At 62.8% G+C, this 17598-nt stretch carries 16 protein-coding genes and 1 riboswitch; of the genes, 8 read left to right on the plus strand and 8 right to left on the minus strand.

The window, feature by feature from the left end; translation table 11 throughout:
• From EN964_RS05605 to EN964_RS05615, 3 genes are all read right to left on the minus strand, one after another.
• A partial coding sequence (locus EN964_RS05605) for a class II fructose-bisphosphate aldolase (RefSeq protein WP_206528696.1) occupies positions 1 to 108 on the minus strand: 108 nt, incomplete at its 3' end.
• A gap of 162 nt (positions 109 to 270) precedes the next feature.
• Entirely contained in the window at positions 271 to 744 is a 474-nt protein-coding gene (locus EN964_RS05610) for a 6,7-dimethyl-8-ribityllumazine synthase (RefSeq protein WP_127269811.1), read from the minus strand.
• 77 nt (positions 745 to 821) lie between these two features.
• Positions 822 to 1020, minus strand: a riboswitch (FMN riboswitch).
• Between the two features lie 66 nt (positions 1021 to 1086).
• Entirely contained in the window at positions 1087 to 2256 is a 1170-nt protein-coding gene (locus EN964_RS05615; RefSeq protein WP_127269809.1) for an MFS transporter, read from the minus strand.
• A 49-nt stretch (positions 2257 to 2305) separates the two neighbouring features.
• Between EN964_RS05615 and EN964_RS05620 the strand changes: the two genes are divergently transcribed.
• Entirely contained in the window at positions 2306 to 2845 is a 540-nt protein-coding gene (locus EN964_RS05620) for an Lrp/AsnC family transcriptional regulator (protein WP_127269807.1), read from the plus strand.
• A 9-nt stretch (positions 2846 to 2854) separates the two neighbouring features.
• On the opposite strand, the gene mtnA is transcribed toward EN964_RS05620, so the two are convergent.
• Entirely contained in the window at positions 2855 to 3949 is a 1095-nt protein-coding gene (mtnA, locus tag EN964_RS05625; protein ID WP_127270093.1) for an S-methyl-5-thioribose-1-phosphate isomerase, read from the minus strand.
• A complete protein-coding gene (gene mtnK, locus EN964_RS05630) occupies positions 3946 to 5220 on the minus strand; it encodes an S-methyl-5-thioribose kinase (RefSeq protein WP_127270091.1) in 1275 nt (424 codons plus the stop codon). Before mtnK ends, mtnA begins: the two co-directional genes overlap by 4 nt.
• Positions 5221 to 5355: 135 nt before the next feature.
• On the opposite strand from mtnK, the gene EN964_RS05635 reads away from it, so the two are divergent.
• The 3 genes from EN964_RS05635 (at position 5356) to EN964_RS05645 (ending at position 9045) form a co-directional block, all read left to right on the plus strand.
• Entirely contained in the window at positions 5356 to 6867 is a 1512-nt protein-coding gene (locus tag EN964_RS05635) for a sugar ABC transporter ATP-binding protein (protein WP_127270089.1), read from the plus strand.
• A 79-nt stretch (positions 6868 to 6946) separates the two neighbouring features.
• Entirely contained in the window at positions 6947 to 7942 is a 996-nt protein-coding gene (locus EN964_RS05640; protein ID WP_127270087.1) for an ABC transporter permease, read from the plus strand.
• A 50-nt stretch (positions 7943 to 7992) separates the two neighbouring features.
• On the plus strand, positions 7993 to 9045 hold the full coding sequence (locus tag EN964_RS05645) for a substrate-binding domain-containing protein (RefSeq protein ID WP_023808755.1): 1053 nt from the start codon (positions 7993 to 7995) through the stop codon (positions 9043 to 9045).
• 218 nt (positions 9046 to 9263) lie between these two features.
• Here EN964_RS05645 and EN964_RS05655 read toward each other — a convergent pair whose 3' ends face one another.
• The 3 genes from EN964_RS05655 to EN964_RS05665 all read right to left on the minus strand — a co-directional run bounded on the left by EN964_RS05655 (position 9264) and on the right by EN964_RS05665 (position 13378).
• Positions 9264 to 10130, minus strand: coding sequence for an alpha/beta fold hydrolase (locus EN964_RS05655; RefSeq protein ID WP_127270083.1), 867 nt, complete (start codon positions 10128 to 10130; stop codon positions 9264 to 9266).
• 137 nt (positions 10131 to 10267) lie between these two features.
• Complete coding sequence (locus EN964_RS05660; RefSeq protein WP_127270081.1) at positions 10268 to 12322, minus strand: bifunctional aldolase/short-chain dehydrogenase; 2055 nt, start codon at positions 12320 to 12322, stop codon at positions 10268 to 10270.
• A 90-nt stretch (positions 12323 to 12412) separates the two neighbouring features.
• Positions 12413 to 13378: a sugar-binding transcriptional regulator gene (locus EN964_RS05665; RefSeq protein ID WP_127270079.1), complete on the minus strand. Its 966-nt coding sequence runs from the start codon at positions 13376 to 13378 to the stop codon at positions 12413 to 12415.
• Positions 13379 to 13565: 187 nt separating this feature from the next.
• On the opposite strand from EN964_RS05665, the gene EN964_RS05670 reads away from it, so the two are divergent.
• The 4 genes from EN964_RS05670 to EN964_RS05685 all read left to right on the plus strand — a co-directional run.
• Positions 13566 to 15206 (plus strand): acyl-CoA synthetase, encoded by a 1641-nt coding sequence (locus EN964_RS05670; RefSeq protein ID WP_127269136.1) that lies wholly within the window; start codon positions 13566 to 13568, stop codon positions 15204 to 15206.
• Between the two features lie 187 nt (positions 15207 to 15393).
• Positions 15394 to 15999, plus strand: a complete 606-nt coding sequence (locus tag EN964_RS05675) for a TetR family transcriptional regulator (protein WP_127269135.1) — start codon at positions 15394 to 15396, stop codon at positions 15997 to 15999.
• 51 nt (positions 16000 to 16050) lie between these two features.
• Complete coding sequence (locus EN964_RS05680) at positions 16051 to 17193, plus strand: efflux RND transporter periplasmic adaptor subunit (RefSeq protein ID WP_127269134.1); 1143 nt, start codon at positions 16051 to 16053, stop codon at positions 17191 to 17193.
• A gap of 199 nt (positions 17194 to 17392) precedes the next feature.
• On the plus strand, positions 17393 to 17598 hold a 206-nt coding region (locus tag EN964_RS05685), incomplete at its 3' end, for an efflux RND transporter permease subunit (protein ID WP_164775741.1).

A 17598-nucleotide genomic window follows, 5' to 3' on the forward strand; every position in this document is an offset into this window, starting at 1 on the left:
CTCCATGATGGCGCGGCCCTGTTCCATATTGTTCATGTTGAAAGCGGGCACGCCGTAGCCGTATTCGGCGGCGTGGTCGAGCAATTGTCTCAGTGTTATGCGAGCCACCCAATAGTCTCCCGTATCTGGTTTCAAGCGCAACGTCGCGGGCCGGCCGGTTGCCGGTCGGCCCTTGATGCTTCTGGCGGGATTTCAACGGAACCGCAACCTTCAGAGCTCTTCTCGATCGCAATTCTTGTTGCAGGGCTGAAATCCGGCCGTTTTGGTGACTTAAGCCGCGATCAACTCCCGCGCCGCCAGGATCTGCACGCAGGCATTGGCCGCCTCCTTGCCCTTGATGGTGAAGTGCTCAAAGAAGAAGCGGTGGTGCTCGGCGCTGTCGTGGTAGTTGTGCGGGGTGAGCACCGCCGACAGCACCGGCACGCCGGTCGACAACTGCGCGTTCATCATGCCGTCGAGCACCGCGCTGGCGACGAATTCATGCCGGTAGATGCCGCCATTGACGACAAAAGCGGTGCCGAGGATCGCGGCATAGCGGCCGGTCCCGGCCAGGGTCTTGGCATGCAGGGGGATTTCATAGGCGCCCGGCACGTCGAAGACGTCAACGGTGAAGCGCTCGCCTCCGATGTCAGCCAGTGCCGCTTCGAAGGCCTGCACGCACTGGTCGACGATGTCGGCATGCCAGCGCGCGCGGATAACGGCGATGCGAGTCTTTTCGTAGTCTTTATGGGAATGCTGATTCATGGGCCCATCCTTCCGTTTCGAACCAGAATCAGGACGCACGATACGGATTAAGCCCGCGAAGAGCGGGCCGGCTTCCGTTTCGTTCTCTTCCATCCGGACTCTAACCGTCGGCTCCGGAATCACACCGGATCTGCTGACCTTTCCGAAACCGGAAAGCGCTCGCGGGCTTGGGCCCGCGCATGACCCCGAAAACCGGAACGGTTTTCGGAAAGGAATCATGCGCAACTAAGAGTCCTTACCGCCGGTGGGGACTTTCACCCCGCCCTGAGAACATTAACGGCTTTGTATGAAAGGGCAGGGCGCTGCTGTCAACCGTGAGAAGGTTGGGCCAAGTCCGTTCGATTATCGCGTGCGCCACGCCGCCGCCGATGCGGCGATCAGCATCAGCGATGCTGCGACCATTGCGCAGGTGGCAAAACCAAAGCTGGAGTAGAGCGGCCCGAAGCTGGTGGTGCCGACGAAGACCGCGAGGTAAGTCACCGCACTGTTCAGGCCCATGATCGTGCCGCGCCGCGAGGGATCGAGCGCAGACAGGCGCATTACCAGGACATTCAGGCCGAAATGATTGGCCAGTCCCCAGATTGCCACCATGGTCAAGGTCAGCCCGAAACTGCCGCTCGTCGCCGCCATCGCGACATAGACGACTGCGACCAGAAGATAGGCGAACGGCATTACGCGCCGCGCACCCAGTCTGTCGATGACGCCGTCGAGCAGAGCAGCCGTCCCGAAGCCTATGCCGTAGGCAAGCGCCGCCAGGCCATTGGCGCTCACCGGCTGTCCCAGCCCGACATGAAGATGGTCGCCGAGATAGCCATAGACGCCGTAGAACGAAGTCATGAAGGCCGCGCACGCCACCAGCAGCGGCAGGATTCCGGGAATGCCGAGCGCTTCCAGCGGGGCGGGCGCCGGTCCGGCCTTCCTGATGTCGCTGAGCGACGTCACTGTCAGCCCCATCCATGCAAGGGCCGCAAGCACCGCGACCGCTGCGAAAACGGCGCGCCAATGCACAAGATCGGCAAGCACGGCCGAAAGCGAAACGCCGGCGACCATGCTGAGCGTCCATCCAGTCAGGACGACGCCGATCGTGCCGCTCTCCCTGCCCGGTGGGGCAATGGCTGCGGCGCTGGCATAGATCGCGGGCATGGCGATGCCGGCAGCGATGCCGGCCAGCAGCTGTGCGGAGACCAGCATGGTCACCGTGGGTGCAGCGGCACTTGCGACCAGCGCCAATGCCAACAGCAACAGTGCGCTCTGCAGCATCCTGCGAGCACCGAGCCGGTCGATGTAGCGCGCAAGGAACAGGGCGCTTGCGGAGGTGCCAAGGCCGAACGCTGCCGCCGCAATCATCACGGCCGGCACGCTGGTTCCGAACGACGAGGCGACAGCCGGTGCGATCGGACCCAGCACAAGCGAGTTCGAGCCGATGACAGCGATGCATCCGGTCAGCAGATAGGCAAGCGCCGGGATCGGGGCTCGGGCAGTCAATGGCGCAACTTGATCAATGTTCGACATATCAGCATAATGGCCGTATTCCATTCAGCGGAGAACCCGGAATTTCGCCATGGATGAAGAAACAGATGGCATTCTGCAGAACAGGCCCGCGGCCCGCGATCTCGACGCGACAGACCGAAGAATATTAGGTGTCCTGGTCGATGACGCCACGATCAGCTACGCCGAACTCGGCGATCGCGTCGGCTTGTCGCCACCCGCAGCGCATGAGCGGGTCAAACGGCTCCGTCGCAGCGGCGCCATCCGCAACACAGTCGCCATCATCGATCCCCGGGCGGTGAAAAAGCCTTTGCTTGCCTTTGTCCATATCGACACCAGGGGCTGGGGAAAGACGCCGGAGCTGATGGCGGTCTCGCAATATCCCGAAGTCGAGGAGATCCATACGGTCGCCGGCGACACCTGCATGCTGCTGAAGGTCCGCACGGAAGACACCAGAGCACTCGAAGGCCTTTTGGCGCGCCTGTACGAAACGCCGGGGGTCACCTCGACGCGCAGCTATGTGGTTTTATCGACCTATCTGGAGCGGCCGGTGCAGCCGGGCATTACCGAGACGTGGCCGACCCCGAAGCATATGGCGGAGCCTCTGTACTAGGGACGTGGGCTACGCCCGCTCGGGGAACATCGCCTTCAATCCCTCGCGCGATGCCTTGGCAACGCCGCGCTCGGTGATCAAGCCGGTGACCAGTCGCGCCGGCGTCACATCGAAGGCCGGGTTGGCCGCAGGCGTCGTCTCCGGCGAAATGCGAACCTGGGCAATCTCGCCGGCAGCGGTCTTGCCCCAGACCAGCGAGACCTCGTCGGCCGAGCGCTGCTCGATCGGGATCTCGGCCAGTCCGTCATGTACCGTCCAGTCGATGGTCGGCGACGGTAGCGCGACATAGAACGGCACGTCATTGTCGGCGGCGGCGAGCGCCTTCAGATAGGTGCCGATCTTGTTGCAGACATCGCCGTCGGCCGTTGTGCGGTCGGTGCCGACGATGACCATGTCGATTGCGCCGCGCTGCATCAGATGGCCGCCGGCATTGTCGACGATCAGTGTGTGCGGCACGCCGTGCCCGGCCATCTCCCAGGCGGTCAGCTGTGCGCCCTGGTTGCGCGGCCGCGTTTCATCGACATAGACATGGACCGGAATGCCGGCTTCTGTGGCCAGGTAGATCGGCGCCGTGGCGGTGCCGTAGTCGACCGTGGCCAGCCAGCCGGCATTGCAGTGGGTCAGGATGTTGACCGGTTCGCCCTTCTGCTTGCGCGCCGCGATCGCCTTGATGATGGCAAGACCGTTCTCGCCGATGGCGCGGTTGAGGCCGACATCTTCGTCGGCGATCTCACTGGCCCGCCGATAGGCGGCTTCGGCGCGTTGTTCGGGAGGCAAAGGCCGCAGGAAGCGCCGCATTTCGTCCAGCGCCCAGCGCAGATTGATCGCGGTTGGCCGCGTCTCGTGCAGGGTCTCCCACACGGCATCGAGCGCTGCATCCGACGGATCGTCAGCCATCTGCATGGCGACGCCGTAGGCAGCGGTGACGCCGATCAGCGGCGCGCCGCGTACCCACATGTCGCGGATGGCGGTGGCGATGCCGTCGACCGTGCCGATCGTCTCGATGCGGAAATCGTGCGGCAGCCAGCGCTGGTCGATGATATCGACCGAACGGCCGTCGTCGCTCAGCCAGATGGTGCGATAGTGGCGGTCGCCGACGTTCAAATGCTGCTCTCCTGTTCGATCAGCGCGGCCAGTTGGTTGACCTCGTCGATGCTGTGGATCTGGCGCCGGTTGACGGCGAGATGGCGGCCGAATCGCAGCGCCTTTGCTTCACAACTGGCGCGCAGATCCTCGTCGGCAATGGTCTCGAAATCGGCATTGTGGGCGAGGCCGAGGATACGCCGATGAACCTCGATGCCGGCAAAGCCGAGCAGGTCGGTCCACATCTGGTGCAGCACATGGTCGAGCGCCTGCTCGGCGCCGAGCCTGTCGCCCTGATCCTCGAACAGGCTCTTCTGATAGAGCATGCCGGTGCGCTCGGTGCGCCATAGATGCGAGAATTCGGCGCGGAACACCGACCATGTCTCGACCGTCACACCGAGCAGATAGGCGCGCATGGCGTCGCGCTTTCCCTCCTCCTCGTGGCCGCGTTGCGAGAAGAACGACATCCAGAAATTGGCGAGCAGCATGCCGACATCGAAAGCCATCGGACCGTAGAAGGCGAACTCCGGATCGATCATCCGGGTTTCGCTGTCGGTGACCATGATCGAGCCGGAATGCAGATCGCCATGCAGCAGCGTTTCGGCATTGGCGGCGAAGATGTGCTTCAGCCGCTGCGCCTCGACCTTGAGGTCGCGGTCGGCGCGCAGTTCGGCGACCAGGCCGTCGAGCTGCGGCGAGGTGTGCCGGTTCATCTTGGCGTCGAAATAGGGGTCGGAAAACACCAGGCTTTCGGTGATGTCGCAAAGCTCGACATTGTCGGCGAACAGCGCCAGATCGGCCTTGCGGTCCTTGGCGGCCATATGGAGGTCGGAGCCGCGAAACAGCGTCCGGGCCATGAACAGGCCGATATCCCGGGCGATGTTCGGCAATTGCCGGCCGTCGATCAGCGCACGGCGCAGGATGATATGCGGCGGCGCAAGATATTCCATGATGATCAGCGCCTGGCCTTCATCGAAATAATGGATCGCCGGCACCGAGCCTGGCGCGCGTGCCTCTTGCCTGGTCAGTGCGTGATATTCGAAGAAGGAGCGCTTCAACGGCAGCGGCCAGCTGTCGCCGACCAGGCGAACATAGGGCAGGGCTTGCTTGACCACGGCTGCACCGCTGGCGCCCTCGACGATGAACACCAGGTTGAGATTGCCGTCGCCGACCTCGCGGACCTTCCAGGCGCCAGTGTCCTTGCCGATCTTCGCGCATAGCGCCTCGTTGCCGCCAAGGCGTGCAGCCAGGGTTTCGACCGATAGTGCTTCGAACGGCAATTTTTCAGTCATCGTCATCCTCCCGCTTATGCGCTCCGAACATAACGGAGGCGTGGCGGCTGGGCCAAGCTAGGAAGCGATCTGGCAATTGTCAATCGTGTTGACAATTGCCGATACAGCCCATAGCGTCATGTCAGGGAGGAACGCATGGTCGGTAATGCCGTGTTCCGCGTAGAGGGACTGAGGAAATCCTTTGGCCATAACGAGGTGCTAGGCGGCGTCTCGGTCGAATTGCATGCCGGCGAAGTCACCGTGCTGATGGGCGCCAACGGCGCCGGCAAATCCACCCTCGTCAAGATCATCTCCGGTGTCTACGAACGCGGCGGCGGCACGATGGCGCTCGCCGACCAGGATTTCGCACCGAAAACCCCGGCCGAAGCGATCCGCGCCGGCGTTGTCACCGTGCACCAGAATATTAACGACGGTGTCGTCGCCGACCTCGACGTCGCCACCAACCTGACCCTCGACCGACTGAGCGGCAGCGGCGCGCCGACCCTGTTCAATCCCGTCCGTGTGCGGCGGGAGGCCAAGGCGGTTGCCGACCGCATGGGGCTGGCCATCGATTTGAAGGCGCGGGTGAGCGATCTTTCGCTGGCCGATCGCCAGATGGTGGCGATTGCCCGCGCGCTGGCGCACAAGCCGAAAGTGCTGATCCTCGACGAGCCGACCTCATCGCTGTCCAGCGCTGAGGCCGACCGGCTGTTCGCGCTGATCGACAGGCTGCGCGAGCAGGGCGTGGCGATCCTCTACATCTCGCATCGCATGTCGGACATCAGGCGGCTGGCCGACCGCATCGTCTCGATGCGTGACGGGATCATCTCAGGCATTTTCGACAGGAAACCGCTCGACTATGAAGGCGCGGTCAACGCCATGCTCGGCCGCAAGATCCATCTCGACCAGATCGTCGTCAGGAATTCGGCCAAGGCAGTCGTGACGATCGAGGGTCTACGCATTGCGCCGGGCGCCCGGCCGATCTCGCTGACGCTCGGCGACGGCGAGGTCGTTGCCATCACCGGCCTCGTCGGCGTCGGCAAGACGGCGCTTGCCGAGACTCTCTTTGGTGTGCGCCAGCCGCTCGCCGGCACAATGACGCTGAACGGCAGGCCTTATGCACCTGAAACAGCCGGCGAAGCGATCGCCGCCGGCGTGTTCCTCGTTGCCAAGGACCGCGGCGAGAATGGCATCGTCCAAGGCTTCAACATCCAGGAAAATATCAGCCTGCCGTTTCACAAGCGCATGTCGCGCTTCGCTGTTCTCAGGCGCCGTCTGGAACGCGCCACCGCGCGCCGGCAGATCGAAGAACTGGGCATCGTCTGTCGGTCCGAGAAGGACGACATGTCGGAGCTGTCCGGCGGCAATCAGCAGAAGGTGATGGTCGCGCGCTGGATGGCGCAGGATGCAAGGCTGTTCATCCTGGATGAGCCGTTTCAGGGCGTCGATATCTCGGCCCGGCGCGACATTGCCGCCAAGCTCAGGGCGAGTGCAAACGGACGCGCCACGCTTTTGTTCGTCACCGAACTCGACGAGGCCTTGGAAACCGCCGATCGCATCCTGGTCATGTCGGAACAGACTATCGTCGGCGAACACCGCAATGCCGATGTCGATCTCGACCGCCTGCTGGCCGAGGTTGCCGGCGGACCGCTGCACAGTGCGGCCTGAGCGCGGGCGATAGGAATTGGAATGGAGAGAGCATGGGTTCGGATTGGATAAAGACGGCAGCAGCGCGCGGGAGCGCCGGATGACATTGCGCGACCACGCCATCCGCTACGGGTTCATCGTGCTCTTGTTCGGGCTCGTCGCCTATTTCTCGATCGCCGCCGACGGTTTCGTTTCGCCGCAAAGTGCCGTTTTCATCTTCCAGTCGGTCGCCATCACCGGCGTGCTGGCGCTCGGCGTCACCGCCACGCTGGTCGTCGGCGGCTTTGATCTCTCGATCGGCTCCGTCGCCACGTCAGCCATGATGGCGGCCGCCTATGTGATGGTGGTGCTGGAGCAGAACGCCCTTGTCGCGGTCGTCGTCTGCCTGCTCATCGGCGCAATTGTCGGCCTGATCAATGGCTGGCTGATCGTCTACATGCGCGTGCCCGATCTGCTGGCGACGCTCGGCATGATGTTCCTGCTCGTCGGCCTGCAGCGCATTCCAACCGAAGGCCGCTCGATCGCCACCGGCATGACCATGCCGGACGGTTCGGTCGCCAGCGGCAAATTCTCCGACGCCTTCCTGGCGCTCGGCCGCCACCGTTTCGATTTCTTCATCCCGAACCTCATTCCGGTGTCGGTGGTGGTCCTGCTCGTGCTCGCCGTGCTGATCTGGTTCTTCCTCGAATACACACGTTTCGGTCGCATGATGTATGCCGTGGGCAGCAATGAGCGCGCCGCCGAACTCGCCGGTGCGCCTGTCAAGGCATACAAGATCTGGGCCTACGTTATTTCAGGAGTTTTTGCCTCGATCGGCGGCATTTTGCTCGCTGCCCGGCTTGGACGCGGCGACATCGCCTCGGGTAATAATCTGCTGCTCGATGCGGTCGCCGCGGCGCTGATCGGCTACGCGGTGCTAGGTGCCGCCAAGCCGAACGCCTTCGGCACCGCCATCGGCGCGCTGTTCGTCGGCATCTTGCTGCAAGGCCTGACGATGATGAACGCGCCTTACTACACGCAGGATTTCGTCAAGGGCGTGGTTCTGGTCGTCGCCCTTGTCTTCACCTTTGCGCTTTCGGGCAGGGGCAGGAGGTAGCTTTCGACCGGAACAGGATTTTGGGTTCAACAAGAGTGGAGGAAAACAAAGTGAGCATTACAAGAAGACTTCTGGGGAAGGTGGCGCTCGGATTGGCCGGCGCAACCATGCTGATGCAGGTCCCGGCTTTTGCCGCGGACAAGCCGGCGCCTTTCGACAAGCCCGGCGTCAAGATCGCGCTGGTGCGTTATCTCTCGACCGGCGACTTCTTCCAGGCCTATCTGTCGGGCGTCGAGGCGCAGTCGAAGGCGCTCGGCATCGACCTGCGTGTCCTCGACAGCCGCCAGGATGCCGCCCTTCAGTCCGACATGGTCGATCAGGCCATCGCGCTTGGCGTGCAGGGCATCATCATCCAGCACGGCCTGACGGAATCGATGAAGGACGCCGCCCAGCGTGCGGTCGACGCCGGCATCAAGGTGGTGGCGTTCGACGTCAATGTCGAGAATCCCAAGATCCCGCAGATCGAACAGTCCGACCGCGACTTGGCGCGCCTCGCCCTCGAGCAGGCGGTCAAGGACAATGGCGAAAGCTGGAATGCCGGCTATGTCTATGTCGCCGGCATCGCGCCGCTCGACCGCCGCAACGAGACCTGGGTCGACGTCAAGAAGAAGTATGCCGGCATCAAGGAAGTCGCGATGTTCGGCACGCTCGACAATCCGATTGCCAACTCAGTCGCCAACCAGGCGCGTTCGGTGCTGACGGCGCATCCCGACATCAAGGTGATGTTTGCTCCCTATGACGAATTTGCCAAGGGCGTGAAGATCGCCGTCGACGAAGCGGGCTTGAACAAGGGCATCAAGATCTATTCGGCCGATATCTCGACGTCCGATATCGCTGCGATGCGTGAGCCCGACAGCGCCTGGGCCGCGACCGCCGCGACCAATCCGGCTGTCGTCGGCCAGGTCTCGGTGCGTGCGCTGGCGCAGTTGCTGGCCGGTGAAGACCCCGGCCACAACGTCGTCGTGCCGCCGACGCTGATCACCCAGAAGGACCTCATCGACAAGGACATCAAGAACATGGAGGACCTGTCGGCCAAGCTGCCGCAGTTCGCCCATGCCGATGTCGCGATGCCGGCCTGGATGCCGAACCCGAACGCGAAGTAGGTTTCGTTATCGAAGGCCGCCTGCAGCCGCTTGCTGCAGGCGGCCTTTTGCTGAATATCTGCAGCCGGCGCCAGGCTCCGGCCCAAGGTACGGTGCTTATATGGAAGTCCAGGCGGCAATCGAGGAAGACCTGTCCGGCGCCGTCGCCGGAACCTTGTTTCGATGCCCGCAGTGACGAGGCTGATTCGAGGCTGGGAACCAGGGCCTGGAAACACATTCTAGAGTTGCTGTAGCAGGGGTTTCGCGGCGGCCGAAGGATGCTGGTCGTTCCAGAAGTCGAGCACAGTCGAGATTATTGCCTCCGGCGCGTCTTCCTGAACGAGATGTTTGGCATTTGGAACCGTGATGAACGGCGCACCGGGAATGCGGCGCGCGAGTTCTCGCCCGTCGTCGAGCGGAATCCACTCGTCGTCTTCACCCCACAGGATCGTCACAGGGCAACGTATCTCGTCGTATCGCCACTCGACCTCTCGACTGTACTTGTCGTCCATCTGTGCGATCTGACGCCAAAAAGCCTTCTGTCCCTCGTCTCCAAGCCATGGCTGCAGATAGAGCTGCATTTCGTCCGCGCGCAATGCGTTCGCGACAGCGCCGCCAATATAGGCGCGAAGCATGGCTTCATGGATATAGGCGGGCAGACTGGCAAACGCTTTCTCGTGTTCTTTTGCCGCTTGAACCAAGGGCGATCCCTGAGGGCTGATCGCGACCGGATCAATCAGCACCAGAGAGCGATAATCGAGCCCATTGAGCAGGTGGCCGCGCAACGCGACGGAGCCGCCGAAGTCATGCGCCACGATGTCTGGCCACTCCAGCTCCCAGTGAGCGTAGAGCGCCGCGAACAACTCGTTTTGAATGCCGCGCGACACGTCCGCGTCGGGCTTGGCGGATTGCCCGTAGCCGAGCATGTCAAAATAGTAGATCCGGCGCCGCTGCCCGAGCCAAGCTGCAATGCGCCGCCATTCCACCGACGAGAACGGGGTACCATGAAGCAAGACCGCCGGCGGGCCGTCGCCGATCGCTCCCCATGCGATCGGGTGACCCGAAAAAATAAAGCGTTCGGGCAGGGACCAGTCATCGGTTGGCATGAGGGAACTCCCGGCAACAATTTAGCTGCTTGACCTTGCTCGATCTCAATGGTCGGTCGGGTCGAAAGTTCCCAACCGCCCCTTCTCGAGCAAGCTTCGGAGTTGCACCGCACCTTTCGTCTGGACGGATCTCTACGTCAGCGCAGCGCTGCCGCGATATTCCCGCCGTCGACCGTCGTCACATCGGCGGTGGTGCGGTCGGCCAGCGCGTGATGCAGGAAGGCCTGCGCCACGTCCTGCGCCGTCACTTCCTGGCCGAGCAGATTGCCGGACATGTAGTCCTTCTCCGACACGCCCCGCGCGCCCGAACGGCTGGCAATCATGGCGTCGGTCAGAAGCCCCGAGCGGATGCGGTCGGCGTTGACGGCGTTGGAGCGGATGCCATGCGCGCCATAGTCAAGCGCGTACTGCCTGGACAGGAACAGTGTCGCCGCCTTCGGCACGCCATAGGCGCCGAACTTCGGGCCGGGGTTGACCGCCTGTTTGGAGGTGTTGAACAAAAGCACGCCGCCTGTGCCCTGCTCGAGCATGATGCGCACCGCATTCTGCGCCACCGATTGGTGGGCGAAGAAATTGAGCTCGAAACTCTTGCGCAGGAGCGCGTCGTCGAGCTCACCGATGCGACCTTCCCAGGCGGCGCCGGCATTGGAAACCAGGATGTCGACACCGCCGAACACGGCAACCGCTCTGTCGAAGGCGGCACGCACCTGCGCCGGGTCGGTGATGTCGGCGGCGACGCCGATCGAATTGTTGCCGGCCTTCTTCGCCGCGTCGGCAGCCTTTTCGGCGTCGAGATCGACGACGACGGCATGGGCGCCATTGTCGGCGAACAATTTGGCTGTCGCTGCACCGATCGCGCCGGCGCCGCCGGTGATCAGCACCACCTGGCCAGTCAGTGGCTTCGGCTTGTTGGAGGCGAGCTTGGCCTGTTCCAGCGACCAGTATTCGAGCGGGAACAGATCGGCCTTGGAGAGCGGGTGGAAACGGCCGACCGCCTCGGCGCCGCGCACCGCCTCGATCCACATCTCGCCGACATCCGAGGCGATCTTCGCGTCCTTCAGCGTGCGGCCATGGCCGAACATGCCGAGGCCCGGCACCAGCGTCAGCCGCGGCATCTGGTCGAGCATGGTGCGCTTGACGTCGTCGAGCGCATCATTGGTTTCGAAATAGGCGCGATAATCCTTGGCGAACGCGTCGACATGGCTCTTGATTGCCACCTTGTAGTCACCGGCCTTGTCAGCATCGGGCGCCGGCAGCGCCATTGGGCCGGTCTTGATGCGGATCGACAGATCCGGTGTCGACACGCCGCGTCCGGCATAGTCGGCGATCTCAGCCGAATTGATGAAATCGACAATTGCCGGCGAAGTGCGGAAATCGCTGATCATGCGGTCGAAGCGGCCTCCGCCGCGCGCTACCGCCACCGCACCACGCAGCATCGGCGCGATCGACGCCGGTGTCGCGAGCTTTGCCGGCAAGGCTGCCTTTGCCGCCTTCGGCTTGCCGCTTGCGGCAATGAAGTCCTCGGCGACATTCACATAATGGATCATCCGGTCGTAGGCCTGTTTGGCGTCGTCGCCGAAGGTGAAAATGCCGTGCTTGTCGAGGATCAGGCCTTCGACATCAGGGTCGGCGTCGAAGATATCTGCGGCCGCCTTGGCGAGGTCGAAGCCGGGCATGATGTAAGGCACGTAACCCATCTTGCTGCCGAACACCGTCTTCACCAGCGGCTTGGAGTCCTCCTGGTCGACGATGGCGAGGATGGCGGTCGAGTGCGTGTGGTCGACGAATTTGTGCGGCAGGAAGGCATGCAGCAGCGTCTCGACCGACGGGTTGGGCGAGGACGGATCGATGAGGTTGACGCGTTGCAGGGCAACCATGTCCTCGTCGGCCAGCCTGTTCAGCGCGCGCGCCTTGAGCAGCGGCTTGAGCTTGACGGCCGGCAGGCCCTGCGGCTCGATGATGCCCATGTCCCAGCCGCTGCCCTTGACGCACAGCACGTCCCACTGGTCGCCGACGAGGTCGGTTGCCGTCGTCTTGCAAGAGGTGTTGCCGCCGCCATGCAGGACCAGCCGTGGTTCGCCGCCGAGCAGCCGGGTCGTGTAGACGCGCAGCGCCAGGTCGCGGCCGACACCCTTTTTCGCGTAGTCGGCGACGAGTTTTTCGGCTGTTTCGTCATTCCACAAATTGTTCATGTTCGCTTCGTCCGGTTGTTTGTTTTGATGGTGAAACAGGATTGCCGCGACGCTTTGATGACAATGCGCCGGCGGCGGAGAGGAGGATTTCTAGGAGGCCTTTTCTGTCGTGGCAGCCGCATGATCCAGGAGCCGCTGCGCCATGTGCGCGCCGACCACCAGATGCGTGCAAAGGCCGCCCGCGATCGCCGCGAGCAGCGGTTCGAACTTGCTGTCCTCCTGCACCACCACCAAACGCCTGGCGATGGCGCGCAGCGAGGCAAGCTCGGCGGAGATCACCCGGCGGTTATAACTGCAGCCGAGCACCTTGCCTTCGGCGTCTATGATCTGCCCGGCAATCACGCCGGCAGCGCCTTGGCTGCGCAGATCCGCCATTTCTCTTGGCGTCAGCGCGCCGCATTTGACCAGATGGCTGTCGGCGTCGACCGCGCCGACCGAGTATAACGCCAGGTCGCATTCGCTGACACCCGACAATTGTTCCCGGATCACCGGCTCGGCACGCAGCGCCCGCGCGAGTTCTTCCGTCGACAGCACCAGCGGCGCGTAGAAATTGAGCCCCTTGGCGTTGAGCCGCCGGGCGATCTCCATGGTGCATTGGTCGGGGCGATAGGAATAGGGTGCGCCGAGATTGCCGCAGAGCTGCACCACTGTGACATCCTGCAGATCGGCATAGGACATCACGTCGGCGATCATATAGACGGTGCGGCCCCAGGCGACGCCGATGCGGTCGCCCTTCTTGACCAGTTCGAGAAAGACGCTTGCCGCCAGCACGGCGATTTCCGTCGACGGGTCGGCAATATGATCATTCTCCGGTGCGATCCAGACGGCGTCGAGGCTCAACGCATCCTCGAGCTTGCGCGCCAGCACGTCGTCGGTGAAAAGCTGGGTCGAAGTCGAGATGTTGACGATGCCGGTCTCGCGCGCCTTGCGCAGATACATGGCGACCGAGGCACGGGAAATGTTAAGCTGGCTCGCCACCTGGTCCTGCCGCAGGCCATGGGCATAGTAGAGCCAGGCGGCCTTGTGGATGAGTTGTTCTGCCGGTCGGATCGCCATGCCGTCTCCTCGGCTGACATTATTCACGGCTCTCGACAAAAGTCAAACTGGGCAGAGGTATGCGATACTCCCGCTTACGCTGAATCTGGTTCATCATTGCGCCGAATGCGCTCTGTCGTGGCATCGTTTGTGGTGACGCGGACCGAGCCTATGACTAGAACGTCTGAAAGAAATCGGGGAGCATGGGATGGGCAGTCCTTACGAACAGGATCTCGACAAGAACGCGGCCAACCATCAACCGCTGACACCGCTCACCTATCTTGAGCGCGCGGCCAAGACCTATCCCGACCATCTCGCCATCATTCATGGCCACCAGCGTATCGACTATCGCACCTTCTGGCAGCGGTCGCTGAAGCTTGCCTCGGCGCTCGACAGGCGCGGCATCGGCAAGGGCGACACCGTCACCGTCATGCTGTCAAACACGCCGCCGATGCTGGAGGCGCATTTCGGCGTGCCGATGACCAAGGCGGTGCTGCATTCGCTCAACACCCGCCTCGATGCCGCGGTCATCGCCTTCCAGCTCGATCATGCCGAGACCAAGGTGCTGATCGTCGACCGCGAATTCTCCGGCGTTGTCAGGCAGGCCCTGGAACTGGCCAAGGTCAAGCCGCTGGTCATCGACTATGATGATCCCGAATACGCCGACGACGCGCCGTATCCGAAGGGCGAGCGGGTTGGCACGCTGGACTATGAGGCGTTTGTTGCAGGCGGCGCCGAGGATTTCGCTTGGTCGATGCCCGACGATGAGTGGGACGCCATCTCGCTCAACTACACTTCCGGAACGACAGGCAATCCGAAGGGCGTCGTCTACCACCATCGCGGTGCCGCGCTGATGGCCTACACCAACACCATTCATGCGGGCATGGCCAAGCACGCCGTCTATCTCTGGACGCTGCCGATGTTCCACTGCAATGGCTGGTGCTTTCCCTGGACGCTCGCTGTCCAGGCCGGCACCCATGTCTGCCTGCGCTGGGTGCGGCCGAAGCCGATCTACGATGCGATTGCCGATCACGGCGTCACCCATCTGTGCGGCGCCCCGGTCGTCATGTCGGTGCTGATCAATGCCAGGGAGGAGGACAAGCGCGAATTCCCGCAGACTGTCACCTTCAACACCGCGGCAGCTCCGCCACCGGAAGCGGTGCTGTCGGGGATGGCCGATGCCGGCTTTGCCGTCACCCACCTCTACGGCCTGACCGAGACCTATGGTCCGGCGGTCGTCAACGAATGGCATGGCGCTTGGGATGATCTCGAAAAGGGCGAGCGCAGTGCCAGGAAGGCGCGGCAGGGCGTGCGCTATGCGGCGCTCGAAGGCCTGACCGTCATGGACCCCGAGACGATGCGGACCACACCGGCCGATGGTGAGACCATCGGCGAGGTCATGTTCCGCGGCAACATCGTCATGAAAGGCTATTTGAAGAACCGCAAGGCGAGCGACGAGGCCTTCGCCGGCGGCTGGTTCCACTCCGGCGATCTCGGCGTCATGCACCCCGATGGCTACATCCAGCTCAAGGACCGCTCCAAGGACATCATCATCTCCGGTGGCGAGAACATTTCCTCTATCGAGGTCGAGGACGCGCTCTACAAGCACCCGTCGGTTGCCTCTTGCGGCGTCGTCGCCAGGCCCGACGACAAATGGGGCGAGGTGCCTGTTGCCTATGTCGAGCTGAAGCCCGGCAAGGCCGCGACCGAAGCCGAGATCATCGATCATTGCCGCGCGCTGCTTGCCCGGTTCAAGGTGCCGAAGGCGGTCATCTTCGCCGAAATCCCGAAGACCTCGACCGGCAAGATCCAGAAATTCCGGTTGCGCGAGATGGCGAGGGGGACTTAAGCCTCGTCGCTGCTCTCCTCCAGTTACGACCTTTGCGATTGGGCAAAGCCTCCGCGACTTTCGTCGGTTCCCTGTCACCATCTGTCATCATTCGTACGTGTACACCGAATCCGCATTGACAGGTCGCTCTTTTCAATTTACGAGTGACGAAAATCGAAATTCATCACTCGTAAATCGATAGAGGATCATGTCCGAAGCCGCCACCATAGTCGCCGAAGCCGCCCGACAGGAAAATGTAACGCGCATTCTCGATTGCGCCGAGCGCCTGTTCCGGCACTATGGCTACGGCAAGACCAATGTCGCCGACATCGCGCGTGAGCTCGGCATGTCGCCCGCCAACATCTACCGTTTCTTCGCCTCCAAGGTCGAAATCCACCAGGCCGTCTGCGGCCGTATGCTCGGCGCCAGCTACAAGATGGCCTACGAGATTTCGCGCCTGCCGATCAGCGCCGAGGAGCGGCTTCGGCGTTACGTGCATGCGCAATACAAGATGACGATGGAGGTCATGCTCGACGACCAGAAGGTCCACGAGATGGTCATCGTCGCCCTCGAACGGGACTGGAGTGTGATCGACAAGCATGTCGACAGCATTCACGACCTGTTTGCGGAGGTGATCCGCGACGGCATCGAGGCCGGTGAGTTCAGACAACAGGACCCGGTGACCGCGTCGCGCTGCTTCGGTGCCGCAACGGTCATCCTGTGCCATCCGCAAATGGTTGCGCAGTGCCTTGCCAAGACCAACCGGGCGATGCCCGACGATCTGATCGACTATGCGATCAGAGCTCTGAAGTAATAGCCCCCGCCAGCCGGTTGTCGACCATTCATCTCCAGTCGGAGTACCAAGATGTCTTTGTCCAATTCCATCCTTCGCAAGCTGCCAGTTGCCGGCCTGATCGTCGCCACTCTCGGGCTTGCCGGCTGCAGCCAGGAAAAAGCCGAAGTCAAGGATATCATCCGTCCCGTCAAGGTTGTCGAGATCGCGAAGGTGCACGACACCCGCACGCTCTCCTATTCCGGCTCGGTGCGAGCCCGCACCGAGAGCGCTCTGGCGTTCCGCGTCAATGGCAAGATCACCGAGCGCCTCGTCGATATCGGCCAGCATGTGGCCGCGGGCGATGTGCTCGCCCGCATCGATCCCATTGACTACGACCTCTCGGTCAAGAGCGCGCAGGCAGCGCTCGATGCCGCCGAGCGGCAGGTCGAGACTGTGGAGCTTGCCCGCAAGCGAGCCGAGCAGCTTTTTGCCAAGAATTTTGCCCCGAAATCACAGCTCGAACAGGCGACCTTGACCTATGACCAAGCGGTCGCCACGCGTGATTCCGCCCTTTCGACACTTGCACAGGCGAAGAACCAGGTCGGCTATACCGATCTCAAGGCCGACAGGGATGGCATCGTCACCACGGTCAGTGCCGACGTCGGTCAGGTCGTCGGTTCCGGTACGCCGGTTGTCACTGTCGCCGTCGACGGCGAGAAGGAAGTGCTGATCGCCGTCCCCGAAATGGAAATCGCCGAATTCAGGCCGGGCAAGGCAGTCAAGGCGGGCTTCTGGTCCGACGATGCGCTGGCGCTCGATGGCAAGGTCCGCGAAGTCGCCGGTAGCGCCGATCCGCAGTCACGCACCTTTGCCGTCCGCGTCAGCCTGCCAAACGATCCGCGTGTGCTGCTCGGCATGACCGCCAGCATCGAAGCCTCGGCGGCCAATGAGCGGCAGCTGGTCTCGATCCCGCTGAGCGCATTGGCCGAGCAAGGCACCCAATCGATCGTCTGGACCGTCGATCGTGGCGCCGACACCGTTCATGCCCGTCCGATCAAGGTTGCCGAGTTCGCCGCCGATGGCGTGCGTGTCGCAGAGGGTTTGAAACCCGGCGATGTCGTGGTCGCCGCCGGCACGCAATTCATGACCGAAAACCTGAAGGTGAAGCTCGCTGGTGATGCGGCGCTGCAATCGGCATCCGCGGCAGACGGCGACGCCAAGCAGGTGCGCTGACGACAGACAACCGGCTGCGCGTTCCCGCAGTCGTTGGTTTCCGGGCGGCAGGCGCCCGACCGAGACGCTCGATTGATGTAACCCCCACATCGATCTCGCGTCCCACCGCGATGAGTGCTTCTCCGCTCGGAGAGCCTTGCCGCCCGGAAGCCACTATGAACCCTCGATTTTGTTGCGCTAGATAGATGGACCAGCGTCGATGACCAATTCCACGGAAGAGAAGCGGCCCTTCAACCTGTCGCGCTGGGCAATCGGCCATCCCGCCATTGCGCGGTTCCTGTTCGGCCTGATCATCATTTCCGGCGCGCTCGGCCTGATGCGTATGGGCCAGAAGGAAGATCCCGATTTCACCTTCCGGATCATGGTCGTCCAGGCGATCTGGCCGGGCTCCTCGATCAAGGAGAT

It is taken from the genome of Mesorhizobium sp. M7A.F.Ca.CA.001.10.2.1 (assembly GCF_003998575.1).
Taxonomy (GTDB): domain Bacteria; phylum Pseudomonadota; class Alphaproteobacteria; order Rhizobiales; family Rhizobiaceae; genus Mesorhizobium.

Bases quoted from the DNA above. Each gene is read 5' to 3' on its own strand.
- EN964_RS05640 (WP_127270087.1), top strand. From the start codon at position 6,947: ATGACATTGCGCGACCACGCCATCCGCTACGGGTTCATCGTGCTCTTG.
- EN964_RS05655 (WP_127270083.1), bottom strand. From the start codon at position 10,130: ATGCCAACCGATGACTGGTCCCTGCCCGAACGCTTTATTTTTTCGGGT.
- EN964_RS05620 (WP_127269807.1), top strand. From the start codon at position 2,306: ATGGATGAAGAAACAGATGGCATTCTGCAGAACAGGCCCGCGGCCCGC.
- EN964_RS05615 (WP_127269809.1), bottom strand. From the start codon at position 2,256: ATGTCGAACATTGATCAAGTTGCGCCATTGACTGCCCGAGCCCCGATC.
- mtnK (WP_127270091.1), bottom strand. From the start codon at position 5,220: ATGACTGAAAAATTGCCGTTCGAAGCACTATCGGTCGAAACCCTGGCT.
- EN964_RS05670 (WP_127269136.1), top strand. From the start codon at position 13,566: ATGGGCAGTCCTTACGAACAGGATCTCGACAAGAACGCGGCCAACCAT.
- EN964_RS05680 (WP_127269134.1), top strand. From the start codon at position 16,051: ATGTCTTTGTCCAATTCCATCCTTCGCAAGCTGCCAGTTGCCGGCCTG.
- EN964_RS05665 (WP_127270079.1), bottom strand. From the start codon at position 13,378: ATGGCGATCCGACCGGCAGAACAACTCATCCACAAGGCCGCCTGGCTC.
- EN964_RS05610 (WP_127269811.1), bottom strand. From the start codon at position 744: ATGAATCAGCATTCCCATAAAGACTACGAAAAGACTCGCATCGCCGTT.
- EN964_RS05675 (WP_127269135.1), top strand. From the start codon at position 15,394: ATGTCCGAAGCCGCCACCATAGTCGCCGAAGCCGCCCGACAGGAAAAT.
- EN964_RS05660 (WP_127270081.1), bottom strand. From the start codon at position 12,322: ATGAACAATTTGTGGAATGACGAAACAGCCGAAAAACTCGTCGCCGAC.
- EN964_RS05635 (WP_127270089.1), top strand. From the start codon at position 5,356: ATGGTCGGTAATGCCGTGTTCCGCGTAGAGGGACTGAGGAAATCCTTT.